General features: G+C 68.3%; 16 protein-coding genes. All 16 read left to right on the top strand.

Features of this window, described 5'->3' with window-relative positions; translation table 11 throughout:
* Window positions 1-5 precede the first annotated feature (5 nt).
* On the top strand, window positions 6-845 hold the full coding sequence (locus ACZ5V4_RS03060) for an ABC transporter permease (protein WP_464316707.1): 840 nt from the start codon (window positions 6-8) through the stop codon (window positions 843-845).
* A 41-nt stretch (window positions 846-886) separates the two neighbouring features.
* On the top strand, window positions 887-2176 hold the full coding sequence (locus ACZ5V4_RS03055; RefSeq protein ID WP_464316706.1) for an ABC transporter ATP-binding protein: 1290 nt from the start codon (window positions 887-889) through the stop codon (window positions 2174-2176).
* A 22-nt stretch (window positions 2177-2198) separates the two neighbouring features.
* The gene (locus ACZ5V4_RS03050) at window positions 2199-3173 is read left to right on the top strand and encodes a glycosyltransferase family 2 protein (protein ID WP_464316705.1); all 975 of its coding nucleotides are present in this window, start codon (window positions 2199-2201) and stop codon (window positions 3171-3173) included.
* 149 nt (window positions 3174-3322) lie between these two features.
* Window positions 3323-4417, top strand: a complete 1095-nt coding sequence (locus ACZ5V4_RS03045) for a glycosyltransferase family 4 protein (protein WP_464316704.1) — start codon at window positions 3323-3325, stop codon at window positions 4415-4417.
* Window positions 4414-5646 (top strand): Glu/Leu/Phe/Val dehydrogenase dimerization domain-containing protein, encoded by a 1233-nt coding sequence (locus tag ACZ5V4_RS03040; protein WP_464316703.1) that lies wholly within the window; start codon window positions 4414-4416, stop codon window positions 5644-5646. The genes ACZ5V4_RS03045 and ACZ5V4_RS03040 overlap by 4 nt, the downstream gene beginning before the upstream one ends.
* The gene (locus tag ACZ5V4_RS03035; protein ID WP_464316702.1) at window positions 5643-6575 is read left to right on the top strand and encodes a glycosyltransferase family 2 protein; all 933 of its coding nucleotides are present in this window, start codon (window positions 5643-5645) and stop codon (window positions 6573-6575) included. Before ACZ5V4_RS03040 ends, ACZ5V4_RS03035 begins: the two co-directional genes overlap by 4 nt.
* On the top strand, window positions 6572-7684 hold the full coding sequence (locus ACZ5V4_RS03030) for a polysaccharide deacetylase family protein (protein WP_464316701.1): 1113 nt from the start codon (window positions 6572-6574) through the stop codon (window positions 7682-7684). The genes ACZ5V4_RS03035 and ACZ5V4_RS03030 overlap by 4 nt, the downstream gene beginning before the upstream one ends.
* Window positions 7681-8634: a glycosyltransferase family 2 protein gene (locus ACZ5V4_RS03025; RefSeq protein WP_464316700.1), complete on the top strand. Its 954-nt coding sequence runs from the start codon at window positions 7681-7683 to the stop codon at window positions 8632-8634. Before ACZ5V4_RS03030 ends, ACZ5V4_RS03025 begins: the two co-directional genes overlap by 4 nt.
* Complete coding sequence (locus tag ACZ5V4_RS03020; RefSeq protein ID WP_464316699.1) at window positions 8635-10185, top strand: O-antigen ligase family protein; 1551 nt, start codon at window positions 8635-8637, stop codon at window positions 10183-10185. It begins immediately after the preceding gene.
* A complete protein-coding gene (locus ACZ5V4_RS03015; RefSeq protein ID WP_464316698.1) occupies window positions 10172-11314 on the top strand; it encodes a glycosyltransferase family 4 protein in 1143 nt (380 codons plus the stop codon). The genes ACZ5V4_RS03020 and ACZ5V4_RS03015 overlap by 14 nt, the downstream gene beginning before the upstream one ends.
* Window positions 11315-11327: 13 nt before the next feature.
* Entirely contained in the window at window positions 11328-13148 is a 1821-nt protein-coding gene (locus ACZ5V4_RS03010) for a hypothetical protein (protein ID WP_464316697.1), read from the top strand.
* A gap of 28 nt (window positions 13149-13176) precedes the next feature.
* Window positions 13177-14166, top strand: a complete 990-nt coding sequence (locus ACZ5V4_RS03005; RefSeq protein WP_464316696.1) for a glycosyltransferase — start codon at window positions 13177-13179, stop codon at window positions 14164-14166.
* A gap of 42 nt (window positions 14167-14208) precedes the next feature.
* Window positions 14209-15057: an exosortase/archaeosortase family protein gene (locus tag ACZ5V4_RS03000; protein WP_464316695.1), complete on the top strand. Its 849-nt coding sequence runs from the start codon at window positions 14209-14211 to the stop codon at window positions 15055-15057.
* Window positions 15054-15689, top strand: coding sequence for an exosortase C-terminal domain/associated protein EpsI (locus ACZ5V4_RS02995; protein WP_464316694.1), 636 nt, complete (start codon window positions 15054-15056; stop codon window positions 15687-15689). The genes ACZ5V4_RS03000 and ACZ5V4_RS02995 overlap by 4 nt, the downstream gene beginning before the upstream one ends.
* Before the next feature lie 9 nt (window positions 15690-15698).
* The gene (prsK, locus tag ACZ5V4_RS02990; protein ID WP_464316693.1) at window positions 15699-17780 is read left to right on the top strand and encodes an XrtA/PEP-CTERM system histidine kinase PrsK; all 2082 of its coding nucleotides are present in this window, start codon (window positions 15699-15701) and stop codon (window positions 17778-17780) included.
* On the top strand, window positions 17777-19171 hold the full coding sequence (gene prsR, locus ACZ5V4_RS02985; RefSeq protein WP_464316692.1) for a PEP-CTERM-box response regulator transcription factor: 1395 nt from the start codon (window positions 17777-17779) through the stop codon (window positions 19169-19171). Before prsK ends, prsR begins: the two co-directional genes overlap by 4 nt.
* The last annotated feature ends 1 nt before the right edge of the window (window position 19172 follow it).

Raw genomic sequence — 19172 nt, 5'->3', positions numbered from 1 at the left:
CCGCCATGAGCACGACGCATTCCAACCGCCACCAGGTGGTCATCGAAGCCAAGAAGGGCCTCAAGGCGCTGGACCTCGGGGAGCTCCACGAGTACCGCGACCTGCTCTTCTTCCTGGTCTGGAGAAACGTCCGGGTCCGCTACGCCCAGTCGATGCTCGGGGTGGGCTGGGCGGTGATCCAGCCGCTTTTCTCCATGCTCGTCTTCACCGTGATCTTCGGCCACCTGGCCAAGGTGGATTCCGACGGCGCGCCCTACGCGGCCTTCAGCTTCACGGCCCTGGTGCCCTGGACCTACTTCGCCAACGCCCTGGGCGACAGCGCGGGCAGCCTGGTCAGCAACGCCAACATGATCCGCAAGGTCTACTTCCCGCGCCTGGTGCTGCCGCTCTCCTCGGTGCTGGCAAAGCTGGTGGACTTCGGCATCTCCATGGCCATCCTGGCCTGCATCATGGCCTGGTACGGCATCGCGCCCACGGGCTACGTGGTGGTGCTGCCGCTTCTGATCCTGCTCATGATCCTCACGGCCGCCGGGATCGGCATGTGGCTCACGGCCCTTTCGATCCAGTACCGCGACGTGCACTTCTCGCTCAACTTCCTGGTGCAGCTCTTCATGTACGCCGCGCCCGTGGTCTACCCCGCGTCGCTGGTCCCGGAGAAGTACGCGCTTCTGTACTCGCTGAACCCCATGGTGGGCGTCATCGAGGGCTTCCGCTCCGCGCTTTTGGGCACGGTGCCCATGCCCTGGGGGGCGGTGGCCCTGGGGTTCGTGGTTTCGTCGGCCCTGGCCGTGTCCGGGGCGGTGTACTTCCGCAACAAGGAACGGATCTTCGCGGACGTGGCCTAGGGCCGCGGCGAGGCATCGATACGCGCCTGGAGAAGCATGAGATGAAATCCGGCGAACCCATCATCAGGGTCGAGAACCTGAGCAAGCGCTACAGGCTGGGCCTCAAGCAGGAGATCCACGATTCGCTCCTGTCGGCCGCGCTGTCCTGGGTCAAGGCCCCACTCAGGAACTACCGCAACCTCAAGGCCCTGGACACCTACTCGGGCGAGGAGGAGGGCGAGGGCGTGCTCTGGGCGCTCGATGGCGTCTCCTTCGAGGTGGCCGAGGGAGAAGTCCTCGGCATCATCGGGCGAAACGGCGCGGGCAAGAGCACGCTTCTGAAGATACTCTCGCGCATCACCGAGCCCACCAAGGGCCGCGTGGTCATCAACGGGCGCGTGGCCAGCCTGCTGGAGGTGGGCACGGGCTTCCACCCGGAGCTCTCGGGGCGCGAGAACGTGTACATGAACGGCAGCATCCTGGGCATGCGCAAGGCCGAGATCGACGCCAAGTTCGACGAGATCGTGGCCTTCTCCGGGCTCGAGCGCTTCATCGACACGCCCATCAAGCGCTACTCCTCGGGCATGACCATGCGCCTGGCCTTTTCCGTGGCCGCCCACCTGGAGCCGGAGATCCTGGTCATCGACGAGGTCCTGGCCGTGGGCGACGCCTCCTTCCAGAAGAAGTGCCTGGGCAAGATGCAGGAGGTGGCCCAGGGCGGGCGCACCGTGCTCTTCGTCAGCCACCAGTTGGACGCCGTGGCCACGTTGTGCTCCCGGGCGATCCTCCTCTCGCACGGGCGGGTGCTCATGGACGGCGGCGTGCAGGAGGTGATCGACCGCTACGTCGACGGCGTGTCCGAAGCCGCTTCGGTCTCCCTGCGCGAGCGCACGGACCGCTACGGCGCGGGCTGCCTGCGCTTCACCGAGACCTGGATCGAGGACGAATCCGGCAACAGGCTCCCCTCGGCCAAGGCCGGGGCCCCGCTCAAGATCGTGGCGGCCTACGAGAAGGTGGCCGACGATGCGCTGGGCGACCTGACGGTCACGTTCTGGCTGCATTCGGACAAGAACGTGCACCTGCTGGAGCTCTCCAACAAGATCTCCGGGCAGGAGTTCGACGGCTCCATCCCTGAACGTGGGCGGCTGGAGTGCATCATCCCGCGCCTGCCCCTGAACGTGGGCGGCTACTACTACCACGTGTTCCTGCAGAGCTACGGCCGCATCCAGGACCTGGTGCGCCAGGCCGGGGCCTTCGACGTGGAGGCCGACGACTTCTACGGCACGGGCAAGCTGCCAGAGCAAAAGTGGGCGCTTTTGCACGACTACAGCTGGAACATCCGGGAAATGTGACCGGCGCGGGCAGGGGAGAACCATGACGATATCCATCATCATCTGCACCTACAACAGGGCCGAGAGCCTGAGGCGCACTCTCGCCACCCTGATCCCGGCCAATGTCCGGGACGTGCTCGAGGTGATCGTCATCGACAACAACTCCTCCGACCACACCCGGGACGTGCTGCGCGAATACGAGGGCCTTTGCCCCGATATCTTCAGGAGCGCGGTGGAAACCAGGCGCGGCAAGGCGGCCGCGCTGAACAGGGCGCTCTCCATGGCCCGGGGCGACGCGTTCGCCTTCACCGACGACGACGTCCTGCTGCCGGAAAACTGGATCAACGAAGCGCGCCGGGCGCTGGACGGGCATCCCGAATGCGACGTCTTCGGGGGGAGGGTGGTCCCGGTGCCGCCCGAGGGCATGGAGTTTCCGTCCTGGGTCCACTGGGAGGACCCCTACAACATCGCCGAAGGCCCCCTGGTGGACCACAACAAGGGCGGCGAGGTGAAGAGCTACCACGAACCCGGGATGTGCACGCCCATCGGCGCGAACTTCTTCGCCAGGCGGCGGGCGTTCGAAAGAATCGGCCCGTTCGGCGAGGTGAACGCGGCAACCGGCGGCCCGGCCACCAACGAGGACAGCGTCTGGTGCAACATGGCCAAGAACCGGGGCGAGGCAATGCTGTACGTGCCGGACGTGGCCGTGCGCCACGTCACGCCGCCCGGGCGCATGACCAAGGAGTATTTCTCCCTGTATTACCGCAACTCCGCCAAGACCTGCGTGGCGAACACTCCCGTGGACCAGGATGACCCGTACAGGATATTCAACGTCCCCCGCTGGTTCTACGTGAAGCTTTTGCGTGCTCTCGGAACCTATCTTGGATCGGCGCTCTCGCTTGAGCGCGAGAGCCTCGTCTACGCCAAGAAGATGCAGCTCGTTTATTTTCTGAGCGTCGTCAGGGAGTTCATTCGCGGGTACTCGCGGCGAAGCGGAGCGCAGTCCTCATCGAAATGAGCGGTCTGTTTTTCGTGTTTCGCTCATTGCGGTGGAAGTCGTTTGTGGTATCGTCTTCAGTGCAGGGTGGTGTCGTCTTGCGCCTCATTGTCGCATGCGCCCTGCTATGAATGACTATTTTTACAAGATTGAACGAAGTGAGTGATGCAATGCCGGTCAAGCTCTGCTACGTCGCCAACCCCAACTGGCCCCACGTCGAGAAGTGGGCCAGGTGGTTCGCCGCGCAAGGCGGGTACGAGGTGCACGTGCTGAGCGAGGCCGAGCCCGCCTACGACGGCGTGGCCTGGACCAGGCTCGATATCGGCGGGCCCTCCTTCCTGCCCTGGATCGCGCGCGCGGCCCGCGCCTTCAGGGCCGCCTTCGCGGCCATCGGCCCGGACCTCGTGCACCTGCACAACCTCGAATACGCGAGCGTCCCGGCGGCCATGGCCTGGCGGGGGCCGATGATCCTCACCACCTACGGCCTGGACATCACCCTCTATAACGCTCCCGGCTCCTCCTGGCGCGCGCGGTTTCTGAAGCGCCTGGCCCTGCGCCGGGCCGACGCGGTCACGGCGGCCTCGCGCTTCCTGGCGGACATGACCGCGCGCATCGGCGGCCTGTCCCCGGAGAAGGTCCACGTGACCCCCTTCGGCGTGGACGCCGCCCGCCTGAAGAGGGCCGCGCCGCACAATTCCAACGGCTGGGTCACGGTGGGCATGCCCAAGGACCTCAAGCCCGAGTACGCCCCGCTCGATTTCATCCGGGCCATGGGCATCCTGGCCTCGCGCGGCCTGAACGTGCGCGGCTACGTGCAGGGCGAGGGGCCCCAGCGGGAAGCCGCCCAGGCCCTGGTGCGCGAGCTGGGCCTGGAGGAGCGCGTGGAGATACGCGGGCGCGTGCCTTTGGAGGCCATGAAGGAAATCTACGAGCGCACCGACATCTGCGCGCTGCCGTCCCTGCGCGAGAGCTTCGGCGTGGCGGCCCTGGAGGCGCAGAGCATGGAGATCCCCGTGGTGGCCACCCCGGTGGAGGGGCTGGCCGAGGTGGTCCTGGACGGCGTGACGGGATTGAGCGTCCCCCCGGGCGACCCGCAGGCCCTGGCCGGGGCCATCGAGAAGCTGGCCCTGGACCCGGAGCTGCGCCGGGAGATGGGCCGCTCCGGGCGGGAGTTCGTGCTCGGGCGCTTCGACTGGCCCAGGACCGCGCGGACCATGGACGGGCTCTACAGGCGGCTCACCCGCGCCGAGGGAGGTGCCGCATGAGCGGCGAGGCCATGTTCACCTACTCCTTCGACCTGGGCGGCGGCGTCTCCGGAATGGCCGTGGTGGACTCGCTGGTGGGCGGCACCAGCTCCGGCGGCGTGCGCATCGCCCCGGACGTGGACCCGGCCGAGGTGCGCGCCCTGGCCGCCGAGATGACGCTCAAGTACGGCTTCTTCGGCCTGCCGCGCGGCGGGGCCAAGTGCGGCATCCGCATGCCCGGCGACGTCCCCCGCGAGCGCAAGCTCGAACTGCTCGAGCAGGCCGGGGCCAGGCTCGCTCCGCTCATCAACCACGGGATTTACTACCCGGGCATGGACATGAACTGCGGCCCGGACGAACTGCGCGCCATCTACCGGGGCGCGGGCATCGCCCTGGGCGAACTCACCGACACCTCCTTCTTCACCGCCGTGTTCGCGGCCAGCGCGGTCAGGGCCTGCGGTGACGCCTGCCTGCCCGACGACGGCCGGCCCTTGACCCTGGCCGTGGAGGGCTTCGGCAGCGTGGCCTGCCATCTGGCGTCCATGCTCGACCCCAAGCGTTTCCGCATCGTGGCCCTGTCCACGGTGCAGGGGGCCGTGCTCAACGAGGACGGCTTCTCCCCCGACCAGCTGGCCGAGGCCAGGCGGGCCCACGGCGACGCCATGGCGCTCAACCTGCCTGGCAGCCGGATGGAGCCCAAGGAGCGCCTGTTCGAGGCCGGAGTGGACATCCTCGTGCCGGCGGCGCGCGTGGGCAGCATCGACGAGGCCCGCGAGCCCCGCGTCCGCGCGTCCTGCATCGTCTCCGTGGCCAACGCGCCCTGCACCCCGGGCGCGCTGGACCGGCTGCACGGGCGCGGGATCATGGTCCTGCCCGGGTTCGTGTGCAACGCGGGCGGGGTGCTCGGCTCCTCGCTCTTCGACCGGGGCGTCCCGGGCACGCGCGTGGAGGCCCTGGCGGACGGGCCGTACCGAGCGGTGGTGGCGGAGCTTTTGCGCAGCTCCAGGGCTCTCGGCGTCAAGCCCACGCATCTGGCCAGCGGCCTTGCCCGGGACAGGATCGCCCGCGCGGCCCAGGCCGCCCGCAACCCGTCGAGGGCCGCCAGGATGCTCGGCAGGCTGGCGCGCAAGTCCCGGTTCGTGTCCGGGCTGGTCAACCGCGACGCCGAGGGCGCCTGCCGCAGGCACCTGGAGGCCCTGGCGCGCGACCTCGAGCGCCTGCGCCAAGAAGGCGGGGAGGTCAGGCCATGAACGCCCCGTGCGTGAGCGTGGTCATGCCGGTGTACGGCACCGAGCGCTACCTGGCCGGAGCGGTTCGCTCAGTGCTGGCCCAGAGCTTCGGCGACTTCGAACTCATCGTGCTGGACGACTCCTCGCCCGGCGACCCGGCTGGCGTCATGGCCGGATTCGACGACCCGCGCATCCGCTTCGTCCGTCACGAGAACGGCGGCCCGGCGTTCACGCGCAACCAGGGCGTGCGCCTGGCCCGGGGGCGCTTCGTGGCCTTTCTCGATTCCGACGACGAGTGGCTGCCGGACAAGCTCGCCAGGCAGATGGCCGTCTTCGCCAGCCGCCCGGACGTGGACGTGGTCTACGCCCAGCGCGAGACCATGGACGAGGAGGGCCGGACCGTGCCGGGGTTCAGGCCCCGGCTGCACGAGGGGCTCATCCTGGACGAACTCTACGTGGACAACTGCATCTGCATGTCCTCGGCAGTGCTCAGGCGCGAGGTGTTCGACGCCTGCGGCTACATCGACGAGGCCCTGCGCATGAGCGAGGACTTCGATTTCTGGCTGCGCGTGGCCTGCGGCCACCGCTTCGCGGCCATCGGCGAGCCCCTGGTGCGCTACCGCGCCCACTCCGGGCAGGTTTCGCGCAACGTGGAGTGGCGCATCCGCACCGTCTGGGAGATCCGCGCCCGCTTCGACGAGCGCCACGGCCACCTGGTGAGCCGCAAGGCCCGCATGCGCGCCCGCGCGCTCTACCACTCCGGGCACGGCTTCCGGGCCGAGGCGGCCGGGGCCGGGGCCATGGACTCCGTTCCCCACTACTTGCGGGCCCTGGCCAGCTACCCCCTGGACGGCTTCTCCTGGCGGGGCCTGGCCCGCTGCCTGGCGGGCAGGACGCTCCTCGGCCTGTACCGGCGCGCGAGGCGCGCCTCGCAAGGGGGCGGGGCATGAGCGCCAGGATTACCGTCGTGCTGCGCTATGACGATTTCAGCGCCCTGAGCGACACCGCCGTCGAGTCGGAGCTCCTGGGCATCCTGCGGCGCACCGGCCTGCGGGCCGTGTTCGGGGTGGTGCCCTTCGCGGTCCCGGCAGGTTCGGCGGACCACCTGGAGGCCAAGGCCCTGGAGGGGGAGAAGGCCCGCATGCTGCGCGAGGCCGTGGTGGAAGGCGTGGTGGAAGCGGCGCTGCACGGATGCATGCACCTGTACCTGCCCCGGTTCTATCCGGGCGGCGGCTTCACCGAATTCGAGGGGCTGACCAGGGCGGAGCAGTCCGAACTGGTGGCCAGGGGCAACGACGGGCTGGAAAACGCCTGCGGGCGCAAGGCAAGGACCTTCATCCCGCCGTTCAACAGCTACGACGAGCTCACCGTGAAGGCGCTCCAGGACAACGGGATACAGTGCCTCTCCGCCGCCGTCTTCGACCCCGTTCCCGAGGACGCCGCCCTGCGCCTGCTGCCCCACACGTGCAACCTGTCCCAGGTGCGCGAGGCCGTGGACCTGGCCCGCCGGGGCGCGAGCGCGGCGCCGGTGGTGGCCGCGCTCTTCCATCAGTGCGATTTCGCGGACAAGGGCGGCGGGCGCGCCCCCTTCCCCCTGGAGCGTTTCGAGGACTTGGCGCGGTGGCTCGCGGAGCAGGCGGACGTGGACGTAAGGACCGCCGCGCAGGCCATGGACGCCGGGGAGGACCTGGGACTCGAACGCCACCAGGTCAACAGGCGGCTTCGCCGCCTGGCCGTCCATCCCCTGGCCCCGGCCTGCGACTCGGCCTCCAGGACCAGAACCTACTACCCCGACCAGGGCGAGGCCCGCTCCTGCCTGCGCATGGCCATGCTCTACGCGGCCGCGGCCTACCTGCTGGCCGCCATGGCCGGGTTCTCCGGGGGCGTGCTGGCCGTTGCCGTCACCGGGATTCCCGGCGGGGCGGCGGCGGCCGTGCTCGGGGCGCTCAATGCGCTCTGGTTCGCCTACCTGGGGCTGCGCCCGGGCAGGGTCTACAGCAACGCGGCCAGGCTGTCGGTCTTCCTGGCGGCCAGCGTGGCCGGAGGGCTCGCCGCATGAACGCCCGGACGGCCAGCCCGCGCGTGAGCGTGATCATCCCGGCGTACAACAGCGCCCGCTTCCTGCCGCGCGCCCTGGCGTCCGTGTTCGCGCAGACCCGAAACGACTACGAGATCGTGGTCGTGGACGACGGCTCCACGGACAACACGCCGGAACTGGCCGCGAGCTACGGCAACCGGATCAGGTATTTCAGGCAGGAGAACGGCGGGGCCGCGTCCGCGCGCAACGCGGGCGCTGGCGAAGCCCGGGGGGAGCTCCTGGCCTTCCTGGACGCCGACGACGAGTGGATGCCGGACAAGCTCGAGGCCCAAGTGGCCTTCATGGACGTTCACCCCGGGGCCGCCATGAGCTTCACGGACATGTCCCACTGCGAGTCCGGGCGCAAGGTGCACGACTCCTACCTTCACGAGCGCGGATACCGGCACGTGTCCGGCGGGCGCATCTTCCGCAACCTGCTTTGCGAGTGCTTCATCTTCACGCCCACGGTGATCATCCGGCGCGAAGCCTTCCTCCGGGCCGGGCTTTTCGACGTGTCCCTGCGCACGTGCGAGGACGTGGACCTCTGGCTGCGGGTGGCGGACGCGGGCGAGATAGGCTTTCTCGACAGGCCCCTGGCGGTGCGGCACGAACACTCCTCCAACACCACCAAGAACACCGACAGTTACCTGAAGTACCCCATCGTGATGTTCACGAGGATCCACGAAACGCACGCCGACCCCGAGGTGCGGGCCATCACGCGCTCCCGCCTGGGGAGGATGCACTTCGACCTGGGGTATCACCAGTTCAGCACCGGAAGGATGGCGCAGTGCCGTTCCTCCATGGCCAGGAGCATGTCCTATTCGCGCCCGGGCCTGGCCCACGCGAAGTACATCCTCCTGTCGCTTCTTCCAACGGGCCTTGTCCGCGCGCTCAGGCGGCGATTCGGAAACGGAGCGGGAGGGGGTCACTAGATGCTTCCGGCGATGCTGGCGGGATACCTTTTCCTGCTGATCTTCAGGCCCTACGAGTATTGGCCCATCCTCGGCACGCTCCGCGTGGAGCGCGTCTACATGATCGTCTTCATCATCATGGTCATGGTTTCGGAGCACAAGCGCTGGATCAAGAGCCCGGTGAACGCCTGCGTAGGGGTGTTCGTGGCGGTCCTCACGTTTTCGAGCTTCTTCGCGTTCAACGTGGGAGAGTCGCTGGACCTGCTCATCGATTATCTGAAGTATGTCGTTTTTTACGTCGTCGTCGTGCTGTCGATCAACAACAAGAAAGATTTCAGGAATATAATACTGATTTTTCTCGCCGTGATGTTCCTGTACGTCGGCAAGTCGGCGTGGGAATTCTTCGTCAACGGGCGTTACGAGTTCACCATGGGCATCAAGCGGATGGTCGGAGTGGACATGACGTATGGGGCTCCGAATTCGTTCGCCGCGTCGATATGCTACTCGCTTCCTTTCGTGTGGGCCGTCATCAGGTTCGGCGAGTACAAGAAATGGATACGCCTGGCGTTGTGGAGCTATGGCGCGCTGGCAGTCGTTTCAATAATATATACAGGATCGCGCAGCGGCATGGCTACCCTGCTGTTGTTCTTTGTCCTGGCGGTCTTCAGTTCCTCGAAAAAAGTGATCGCGCTGCTCGTCATGGGAGCCCTTCTGGTCATCGGTTGGGACTTCATTCCCGCAGACCTGCAGACGCGGTTCATCTCGACCTACGAGAAGGGGCACGCCCCGGCCAGCGCGGACGAATCCGCGGAAGGACGCCTCGCGGGCTTCCTGCAGGGCGCGAAGGTGTTCGCCCAGCATCCGCTCCTGGGCATAGGCCCCGCCAACTTCCAGTTCAGCTGGCCCGGGGTGGCGAGGGGCTACAACGCGCACAACCTCTACGGCCAGATCATGGGCGAGTTGGGCCTCGCGGGCGTGGCGACCTTCGGGCTTCTGCTGCTCGTGGTCTACCGGACCAACGGCAAGGTCATCTCCCTGTCCCGCAAGGAGTTTCCGGGGCTCGGCTCGCGCCGGGAATCGGCCAAGCCCGCCAAGTCGCGCGGGCCGGGCCGGGGGGCGCCGAGCCCGGCCAAGCAGGCCGCTCAGGCCCGTGCCGCGCGCCGCGCGCTTCAACCCTCGGCGTCCGGCGCGGCCGTCCGGCGCGAGCCGGTCCCGGCCATGGCCCGGGCCCAGGCTCCTGGCGCGCCCGTCCAGCCGCACGCCAGGCGGCACGCGGGGCCGGGCCTTCAGGGCGGCCTCGCGGACTCGGGGCAGCCCCTTGACCCGTTCGCCCCGGATGCCCGGAAGGCCGGGCATGAGGCGGCGTTCGACCCCGTGCGCGAGGGCTACCGCAGGAGCCTCTTGTTCTTCATGCTCATCGCCCAGGCCGTGAACCAGACGATCATCCTCATGCTCTTCAAGGGCTGGGGCGACCACAACCTCTACCGCTACACCTGGCTCTGGCTGGCCGCGGTCACCGTGCTGTGCGACCACCTGCTGCGCCAGGAGGTGAAGGACCATGGCAAGCGCTAGGCGGCTGCTCGCGGTGGTGCGCTGGCCCCTGGGGGGCATCCGCACCTACATGCGCCACGTCTACGGCGGGCTGGGCCGGGACTGGAGCGTGACCATCCTCGCTTCGGACACCCAGGAGACCCAGGCGCTCCAACAGGACGCGCGCGAGATCGGGGCCGAGCTCGTCATTTCCCGGAGCGGGCGGGGCGGGGGCGAGCGGGCGCTGCTGCTGGCGGTTCTCAAGCTGATGGCCACGCGGCGGTTCGACCTCGTGCAGAGCCAGGGGTTCATCTCCGCCGTGCTGGCCTCGCTGGCCAACATCGTCTTCAGGGTCCCCCACGTGGTCACGGTGCACGGCATCCTCGAAGAGCGCCTGCTCGGCGACTTCAAGGGCAGGCTCAAGCTCGCGGCCACCAGATGGGCGCTGAAGTCCTGCGACGCGGTCTATTGCGTGGGCGAGGACATCCTCTCCTACCTCAGGCGGAACATGCCGGGGCTAAACGGCGTCCGGCCCAGGCTCGTGGCCATTCCCAACGGGATCGAGACCTCCGGCTTCGGAAACGCCCCGGCGCCCGGATCGTTCCGGGAGGAGCACGGCATCGGGGCGGGGACGTTCCTGTTCGCTTCCATGGGCCGCTTCATGCCCCAGAAGGGCTTCGACACGCTCATCGACGCCCTGGCGCTGATGGAAAACGACGCGCGAGGCCGCGAATACATGGTCGCGGCCATGGGCTCCGGCGACTACCGCGACTGGTACGTGAAGCTGGCCAGGGAAAAGGGCGTGGACCGCAGAATCGCGTTCATCCCGTTCCAGCGCGACGTGGCGAGCGTTTACGGGGCCGTGGACGCGGTGCTCATGCCCTCGCGCTGGGAGGCCTACCCCCTGGTGGCGGCCGAGGCGCTGTGCTGGGGCGTGCCGCTCATCGCCTCCGACTGCCTGGGCCTTCGCGAAGTGGCCAAGGGCACCCCGGCCTTGACCGTCGGAGTCGAGGACCCGCAATCCCTGGCCGGGGCCATGCGCGCGGTGATGGACTCGGACCGCAGGCCCTCTTTCGAGGCCTACCGCGGCGAGGCCCTCAAGCGCTTCGACGTCCGGAACACGGCCGAAAGCGTCCGGCGGCTGTTCGACGAAACGGCGCGCAAGGCCTGAGAGGAGCAAACGAATGCGACCGATTCCACGTCTGTCCATCCTCGCCGCCGCGAGCGCCGCGATCCTCTGCCTGTGCGGCCGGGACGTCTGCCTGGCCAAGGACCCCGGGCTCAAGCCGGACATGGCCGCCCAGGTCCCGGTGAAGCTCACCGCCCCCAACCCCTTCGGCCTTGGCGGCGAGGACTCCTGGCTGGAGGCCGGGCAAAAGACCGTGCCCGTGCCCCAGCGCAAGCGCGTGATCGAAATCAGCGCGCCCGGCGTGCTCGACCAGCCCGACACCGAGTACCGCCTGACCAAGGACGTCCGGGCCGACGGCACCGCGTTCAAGATCGCCAAGAACAACATCACCCTGAACCTGAACGGGCACAAGGTGGTCTACGCGGCCAAGCCCTCGGGCGAGCAGAACTACGGCGTGCATTTCGACGGGCAGTGGCAGTTCTCGGGCGTGGCCGTGGTCAACGGCGACATCATCCAGGCCGAGCCCTACGCCGACGGGGCCCAGGGGGAGAAGTGGGGCATCCCCTACGGGTCGGGCTGCTCGCCGATAATGGGCGGGGCCGTGTCCAGGTCGGAGTTCGCCGGGCTGCGCGTGGTCTACGGAGGCAAGGACCTCACCGGAATCTTCGTCAACGGCGACCAGCTGAACATCCACCACAACACCGTCGAGGACAAGGGCGACATCGTCACCAACAGGCATCGGGGCCTGGGCGCCATCCAGGGCGTGGGCAAGAACGCCGTCGTCAGCCACAACCTCATCGTCCGGGCGCGCCACAACGGCATCAGGGCCGGCGGGACCGTGACGCACAACAAGGTGTTCATCGACAGCAAGGGGACCAACTCCGCAGGCATCTCGGCCTCCTGCACCGTGACCGCGAACAAGGTGGTGGGCGTGGGCGAACACCCCATCGGCTTCTACATGGGCGGAAAGTGCGACGAGGGGATCACCTACACCGGCAACTACGTCGAGGTGCAGAACACCGCCCGCAGCGAGGAGTACGAGAACACCGGCGCGGTGTGCGCCAGGCTGCAGTGGGGCGACCGCATCAAGGTCGCGGACAACACCTTCATCCTGAAGGTGGACCACAAGGTCAACCCCAAGAGCTGGGGCCGGGCTTTCATGGTCAGCCTCTCCGAACCCGCGCTCACGGCCGTGTTCGAGAACAACCTGGTGCTGGCGCTCGCCCCGGACGGGGAGGGCAAGGCCGCCGGCATCGCGGTGGTGGCCAACAACGTGTCGCCCGGCCTCGTCTTCAAGAACAACACCGTGGTCAGCTCCTGGGCGGACGTGCTCCTGGCGGACAGCTACGGCCACGCCGACGGCTTCGCCCGCTTCGAGGGCAACACCTTCGTCAAGGCAGTGAAGGCCCCGGAATTCAAGACCATCCGCAGCCAGTATTCCGAAAGGCCCAGCACCGCCGTTTTCAGCGGCAACCGCTTCGAGGCCGGGGCCTCGGCCGACGACGCGGACATGGAATTCACGGGGGCCGGGCTCAAGGAGATCGTCTTCGCCCGAAAGGCCCTGATCGCGGCCGCCTACCCCGACGGCAAGCCCGCCGCCGGGGCCAGGGTCTCCGTCACGGACAAGAACGGCAGGGAATGCGCGGGCGCCGTGACCGACGCCAAGGGAGAGTGCGAGGCGGACGCGCCCGAATACCTGTTGAGCAACCGCGACAAGTCGCTCGTGGAGAAGCAGGCCGCCAGGATGCTGGGCGCCAAGTCCTGGCGCGTGGAGCCGGGCCCCCTGACGGTAACCGTGACCGACGCGGGCGGGCGCAAGGCCACGGCCGGGCTCGACCCGGCCTCGGACAAGCCCGTGCGCCTGGTGCTGCGCTAGGGCCGGGGCAAGCGGAGAGGACGGAGCGATGCGAGTGCTGACCACCATAGCGGGGCACCCCGAAAAGACCTGGGGCCGGGCCACGACCCTGGCCGATCCCCGCTGCATCGAGCTGCTCTACGGCAGGATGGGCACGCTCAGGCGTTACGCCACGGCCCTGGCCGTGGCCGCGCGCATGATCCTCATGCGCGGGCGCTTCGACGTGGCCGTGGTGGACGGAGGGCCCACCGGTCAGTGGTTCTCCTGGCTGCAGAGCCTGCTCGTGTTCGGGCGCGTCCCCACGCTCATGGTGGACTGCCTCTGGTACAGGGACAAGGGGTGGCTGCGCCAGGGCCTCAAGCGGCTGCACAAGCGCCTGAGCGCCGCGAGCGTGCAGCGCTTCCTGGTCTGGGCCAGGCACGAGGTGCAGGACTACTCGCGCGAGTTCGGCATCCCGGCCGCCAAGTTCGCCTACGTGCCGTTCCACATCACGCTCGAAGGCTACGGCCTCGAGACGGGCGACGGCGGGTTCGTCTTCGCCGGGGGCAACGGCGACAGGGACTATCGTGTGCTCGTGGAGGCCGCGCGGGGGCTTAACATCCCGGTGTTCATCGCCACCACGGACCAGAGCTTGCTGGCGGGCGTGGACGTCCCGCCCAACGTGACAGTGCGCGGGGTGAGCCACGAGGAGTTCCGCGAGCTCATGGCCACGTGCCGGGTGGCCGTGGTGTCCATGCGGGGCGGGCTCCTGCATTCGGGGGGGCAGCAGACGTTCCTCAACTCGATGTACCTGGGCAAGCCCACGGTGGTCGTGGGCCGCAGGGTGGCGGACGGCTACGTCGAGGACGGGGTGAACGGCTTCGTGGTCGACTACGGCGACAGCGCTGCGCTGCGCGAGGTCCTGGCCGGGCTCTGGGACTCGGAGGAGCTTCGCCGGGCCGTGGGCGCGAGGGCCAGGGAATACGCCTCGGGCATGACCACGGAATCTTTCATGAAGGTGATTCTCGAACACGCCAGGGAAGTGGCGCGGCTCCGCTGAGGCGGGTCCGGGAAAGCCCTGAAGGGCAACGGGGGATGAACCATGGAATACACGGAAACGAAAAGCTGGACCGACCCCAGGAACTGGATCTGGCCGGTGGCCACCCTGGCGGTGATCTTCACGGTGTACGCGCCGGTGATCGACCTGATGGTCCAGGATTGGCTCCACGACGAGAACAATTCGCACGGGTTCATCGTCCCCCTGGTGTCGGCCTACCTGATCTGGAGGCGGCGCGACGAGCTTCTGGCCAAGGCCGTCAAGCCCAGCTGGTGGGGGCTGGCCGTGGCCGCGGGCGGGGCGGTGATGCTGGTGCTCGGCTGGCTGGCCGGCGAGTATTTCACGCAGCGCTCCTCGCTCATCGTGGTGCTCTGCGGCTGCGTGATCTTCTGGTACGGCTGGGGAGTGATGTCCGTGCTGGCCGGGCCCATGGCCTACCTGGTGCTCATGGTTCCCATCCCGGCCATCATCTACGACGCGGCCGCGTTTCCCCTGAAGCTCCTCGTGACCAAGGCGTCCGTGGCCTTCATGAAGGCGGTGGGCATCATGGTGGTGCGCGAGGGCAACGTGATGATGTTCCCCAACATCACCCTGGAGGTCGTCAACGCGTGCAGCGGCCTGCGCTCGCTGACGTCGCTCCTGGCCGTCGGGCTCGCCTACATCATGCTCTTCGTGAAGGCGCGCTGGCAGCAGTACGCGCTGGTGGCGCTGATCTTCCCCATCGCCCTGGCCGCGAACATGGTCCGCGTGATCGGCACCGGCGTGCTGGCGCAGTATTTCGGGGCGGCGGCGGCCGAAGGTTTCTTCCACGAATTCGCCGGGCTGGTCATCTTCCTGGCATCCATCGCGATGCTCACGGCCGCGCACGGCATCCTCTCGAGGTGGTCACGATGAAGAATTCCATCCGCTTCCTGGCGATCATCGCCCTGATGCTCGGGGCCTGGGCCTACATGAGCACCCACAAGGACAGGCCCATGCCCCTGCCCGCGCCCCTGAGCGGCTTCCCCGTCACCTTCGGCGACTGGAAGCTCTTCAAGGACTCCCAGTTCGACCAGCAGGCCCTGGATATGCTGCGCCCCACCGACTACATGTCCAAGCGCTACACGCGCCGCGACGGGGCCATGGCGGACATCTACGTGGGCTACCACGACGGGGCCAGGCAGTCCGGCGGCATCCACTCGCCCCGCAACTGCCTGCCGGGCTCCGGCTGGTACGAGGTCTCCTCCCGGCAGGTGAAGATCGCCCTGCCGGGCAACAAGGACCTGGACGCCGTGATCGCGGTCTACCAGCACGGCACCAGCTCCGAGCTTCTGCTGTACTGGTTCCAGGTGGGCGGCACGGCCGTGTCCAACGAGTACGCCATGAAGATCCAGGAGGTGCTCAATTCCGTGCGCTACAGAAGGCGCGACGCGGCTTTCGTGCGCATCATGGTGCCCATCACCGGCAGCCAGGACAAGGCCATTTCCGAGGCCGAGGACTTCCTCAAGGCCGCGCACCCCTCGCTCAGGCAGTACCTGCCCTCCTAGGGGCGCGCCATGGCAGCCGGACCAGTCCAGATCACCCTGCTCGCCCTGTGCGTGGCCCTTGCCGCGGCCCTCGCCGCGGGGATCGTGATGCGGCCCGCGCTGGCCTACATCCGCGTGAGCCTGCTCGCCGGGGTGTTCGCTTTCCTGGCCCAGGACTGCCTGGCCGTCTGGGGCGAGGCCCATCCCGATGCCAGGGCCTGGATAGGCTGGTACCTGGCGGCCGAGCTCGGCGGCTCCATGGCCTGGCTCCTCTTCGGCAGGCGTTACGCGCGCGCCGCCGAGGGCGGCCAGGCGGCCTCGCCCGGCTGGCTCACGGTGCTCGCGGCCTTCGCCCTGATCGGGGCCGTGGCCGGTTCCGGGGGGCTGCTCGCGCAGCCCGCAGCCGGCGGGCCCTCCAACACCCTCGTGCTCTCCCTGGCCGGTTTCGCCGTGCGCGCGCTGAGCCTCGGCATGCTCATCCTCTCGCTGACGAGTCTGGAGGCGACGCTGGTCAATTCCGTGCACGGGCAGCGCTGGCGCATCAAGTTCACCATCCTGGGCGCCTTCACCGTGCTCGCGGCCCAGGTCTTCACCGTGAGCCTGGGCCTGCTCTACCGCTCCGCCGACCTGAGCCTGACCCCGGCCAAGCAGACCGGGTTCATCCTGGGCGTGGCCTTCCTGTTCTACTCCACCGTGTTCAGGGGCGGCGAGGCCCCGGTCACGGTGTCCAGGCGGCTGGCGCGGTCGTCCGTGGTCCTTTTCGGGGCCGGGGCGTACCTCTTGTTCCTTGGGGCGCTCGGCGTGGTCATGAGCATGACCCAGTTCGCGGGCAACAAGGCGCTTCTCCTGGCCCTGGGGCTGGTGGCGGGCGTGTGCGTGCTCACCCTGCTTCTCTCGGAGGAGGTCCGGCGCAGGGTCAACCGGGTGCTCCAGAACTATTTCTACAAGGAGAAGTACGACTACCGCGTCCAGTGGCTCTCCTTCACGCGCAGGCTCTCGCGCGCCCAGGCCAGGGACGGGCTCTACGACGCGGTGCTCCTGGGCTTCTGCGAGACCTTCGGCATGGGCGGGGCCGTGCTCTACCTCAAGGACCAGGATTCGGGGCGCATGAGCGCCGCCGGCATGTGGGAGGTGGAGCGCACCCCGCCGCCGATCGAGGACTGGAAGGGCCTCGAGCGCCTGTTCCGGGCCGGGGCGGCCGCCGTGGACGTGCGCGAGCCCCGGGCGGGCGTGGACGAGGCCTCGCGCGCGTTCTTCGAGGCCACCCGCGCGGCCTTCGCCGTGCCGTTCATGCGCGAGGACACCCTGGACGGCCTGATCCTGCTGGCGCGGCCCATCGACGCCTCCGAGCGCTACAACCAGGAGGACTTCGACCTCATGGAGGCCATGGCCACCCACGCCCATTCGGCCATGCTCAACCACAGGCTCGCCGACCAGCTGGCCAAGGCCAGGGACATGGAGGTCATGGGCAAGGTCTCGGCGTTCATCGTCCACGACCTGAAGAATCTGGTGTACACCCTGTCGCTCATCGTGGACAACGCCAAGCGCCACATCCAGAACCCGGAGTTCCAGCGCGACATGCTGAAGGGCCTCGAGAACACCGTCTCCAAGATGCACGTGCTCATCTCCCAGTTGCGCCAGCTGCCGAGCCGCGCGAACCTGAACCTCGAGCCCTCCGGGCTTTTGAGCCTGGCGCGCGACACCTTCAAGCATTCCCCCGCGCCCGGCCTGTCGTTTCGGGGGGATGACGCCACGGCCCTGGTGGACAGGACACAGATGCAGAAGGTCATCCTGAACCTGGCGCTCAACGCCAGGGAGGCCAGCGGGGAGAGGGACGAGGTGATCCTGGAGACGGGCGTGGAGGAGCAGGGGCCGTTTTTTCGGGTCACGGACACGGGTTGCGGCATGAGCGAGGCGTTCATCCGCGAGAACCTCTTCCAGCCCTTCAGGACCACCAAGGCAAAGGGCATGGGCATAGGCCTTTACCAATGCAAACAGATCGTCGATGCCCACGGCGGGTCCATCGACGTGGAGAGCTTCGAGGGGCGCGGCTCGGTCTTCACCGTCCGGCTGCCGTCGCCCGCCGCAAGCGGTTTCGGGGAGGATGCATGAACCGCACGCTGCTGATCGTGGACGACAACGAGGACGTACGCCAGCAACTCAAATGGGGCCTCTCGTCGGAGCCCTTCTCCATCGTGTTCGCCCAGGACGCGAGCGAGGCCCAGGAGGTCTTCCGCGAGCACCAGCCCCAGGTGGTCACCCTGGACCTGGGGCTGCCGCCGCGCACCGAGGACGCCTCCCAGGGCTTCGCCTGCCTGCGCGCCATGCGCGAGCAGTCGCCCACGGCCAAGGTGATCGTGATCACCGGGTTCGACTCGCGCGACTACGCGCGCACGGCCGTGGAACTGGGCGCGTACGACTTCTTCCTCAAGCCCATCAACTTGGACGAGCTCAAGGTGATGATCCGGCGCGCCTTCCATCTCCATGAGATCGAGCGCGAAGCCGCCAGCGCGAGGCCCCAGGCCGCGCCGGCCGCGCCTGCCGCTCTCACCAGGGCCAACCCGGGCGGCATCGTGGGCGAGTCGCCCCCCATGCGCGAGGTGCTGGCCTGCGTGTCCAAGGTGGCCTCCTCGGACGTGCCCGTGCTCATCCAGGGCGAGTCCGGCACGGGCAAGGAGCTCGTGGCGCGGGCCATCCACGAGCTGTCCTCGCGCAAGTCCGGCCCGCTGGTCTGCGTCAACTGCGGGGCGGTGCCCGAGAACCTGATCGAGTCGGAGTTCTTCGGCCACGAGCGCGGCGCGTTCACCGGGGCGGTTTCCACGGTCAAGGGCAAGGTGGAGTACGCCGACGGGGGTACGCTCTTCCTGGACGAGATCGGCGAATTGCCCGCCAACCTCCAGGTGAAGCTCCTGCGCTTCCTGCAGGAGATGACCTTCCAGCGCGTGGGCGGGCGCAAGAACATCCAGGTGAACGTGCGCGTGGTGGCCGCCACCAACGTGGACATCCAGCAGGCCATGCGCTCCGGGGCCTTCCGGGAGGACCTCTTCTACCGCATCGGCGTGGTCTCGGTGAAGCTGCCCCCCCTGCGCGAACGCGGGCGGGACGTGGCCCTTCTGGCCGAGCACTTCCTGCGCAAGCACGCCGAGGGCATGCAGGGAGCGCCTCCGGGCTTCACCGGGGACGCCCTGGAGGCGCTCAAGCGCCATGCCTGGCCGGGCAACGTGCGCGAACTCGAGAACACCATCCGCAGGGCCATGGTCATGTGCGGCCCGGCCCCCATCTCCGCCGGGGACCTGGACCTCTTCGCCTCCGCGCCCCGCGAGGACGACACCCCCCTGCACAAGTACGCCACGCTCAAGGACGCGCGCAACCACGTGGAGAAGCAGATGGTGGTCTCGGCCCTGGAGCGCTTCGGCGGCAACATCGTCAAGGCCAGCGAGGCCCTGGGCATAAGCCGCCCCACCTTCTACGACCTGATGCGCAAGCACGGCGTCGAGCAGTGAT

Source organism: Fundidesulfovibrio sp. YSD1, from assembly GCF_055397115.1.
The sequence above is the reverse complement of the archived record's forward strand: the minus strand, read 5'-3'. Positions and strand labels throughout refer to the sequence as shown.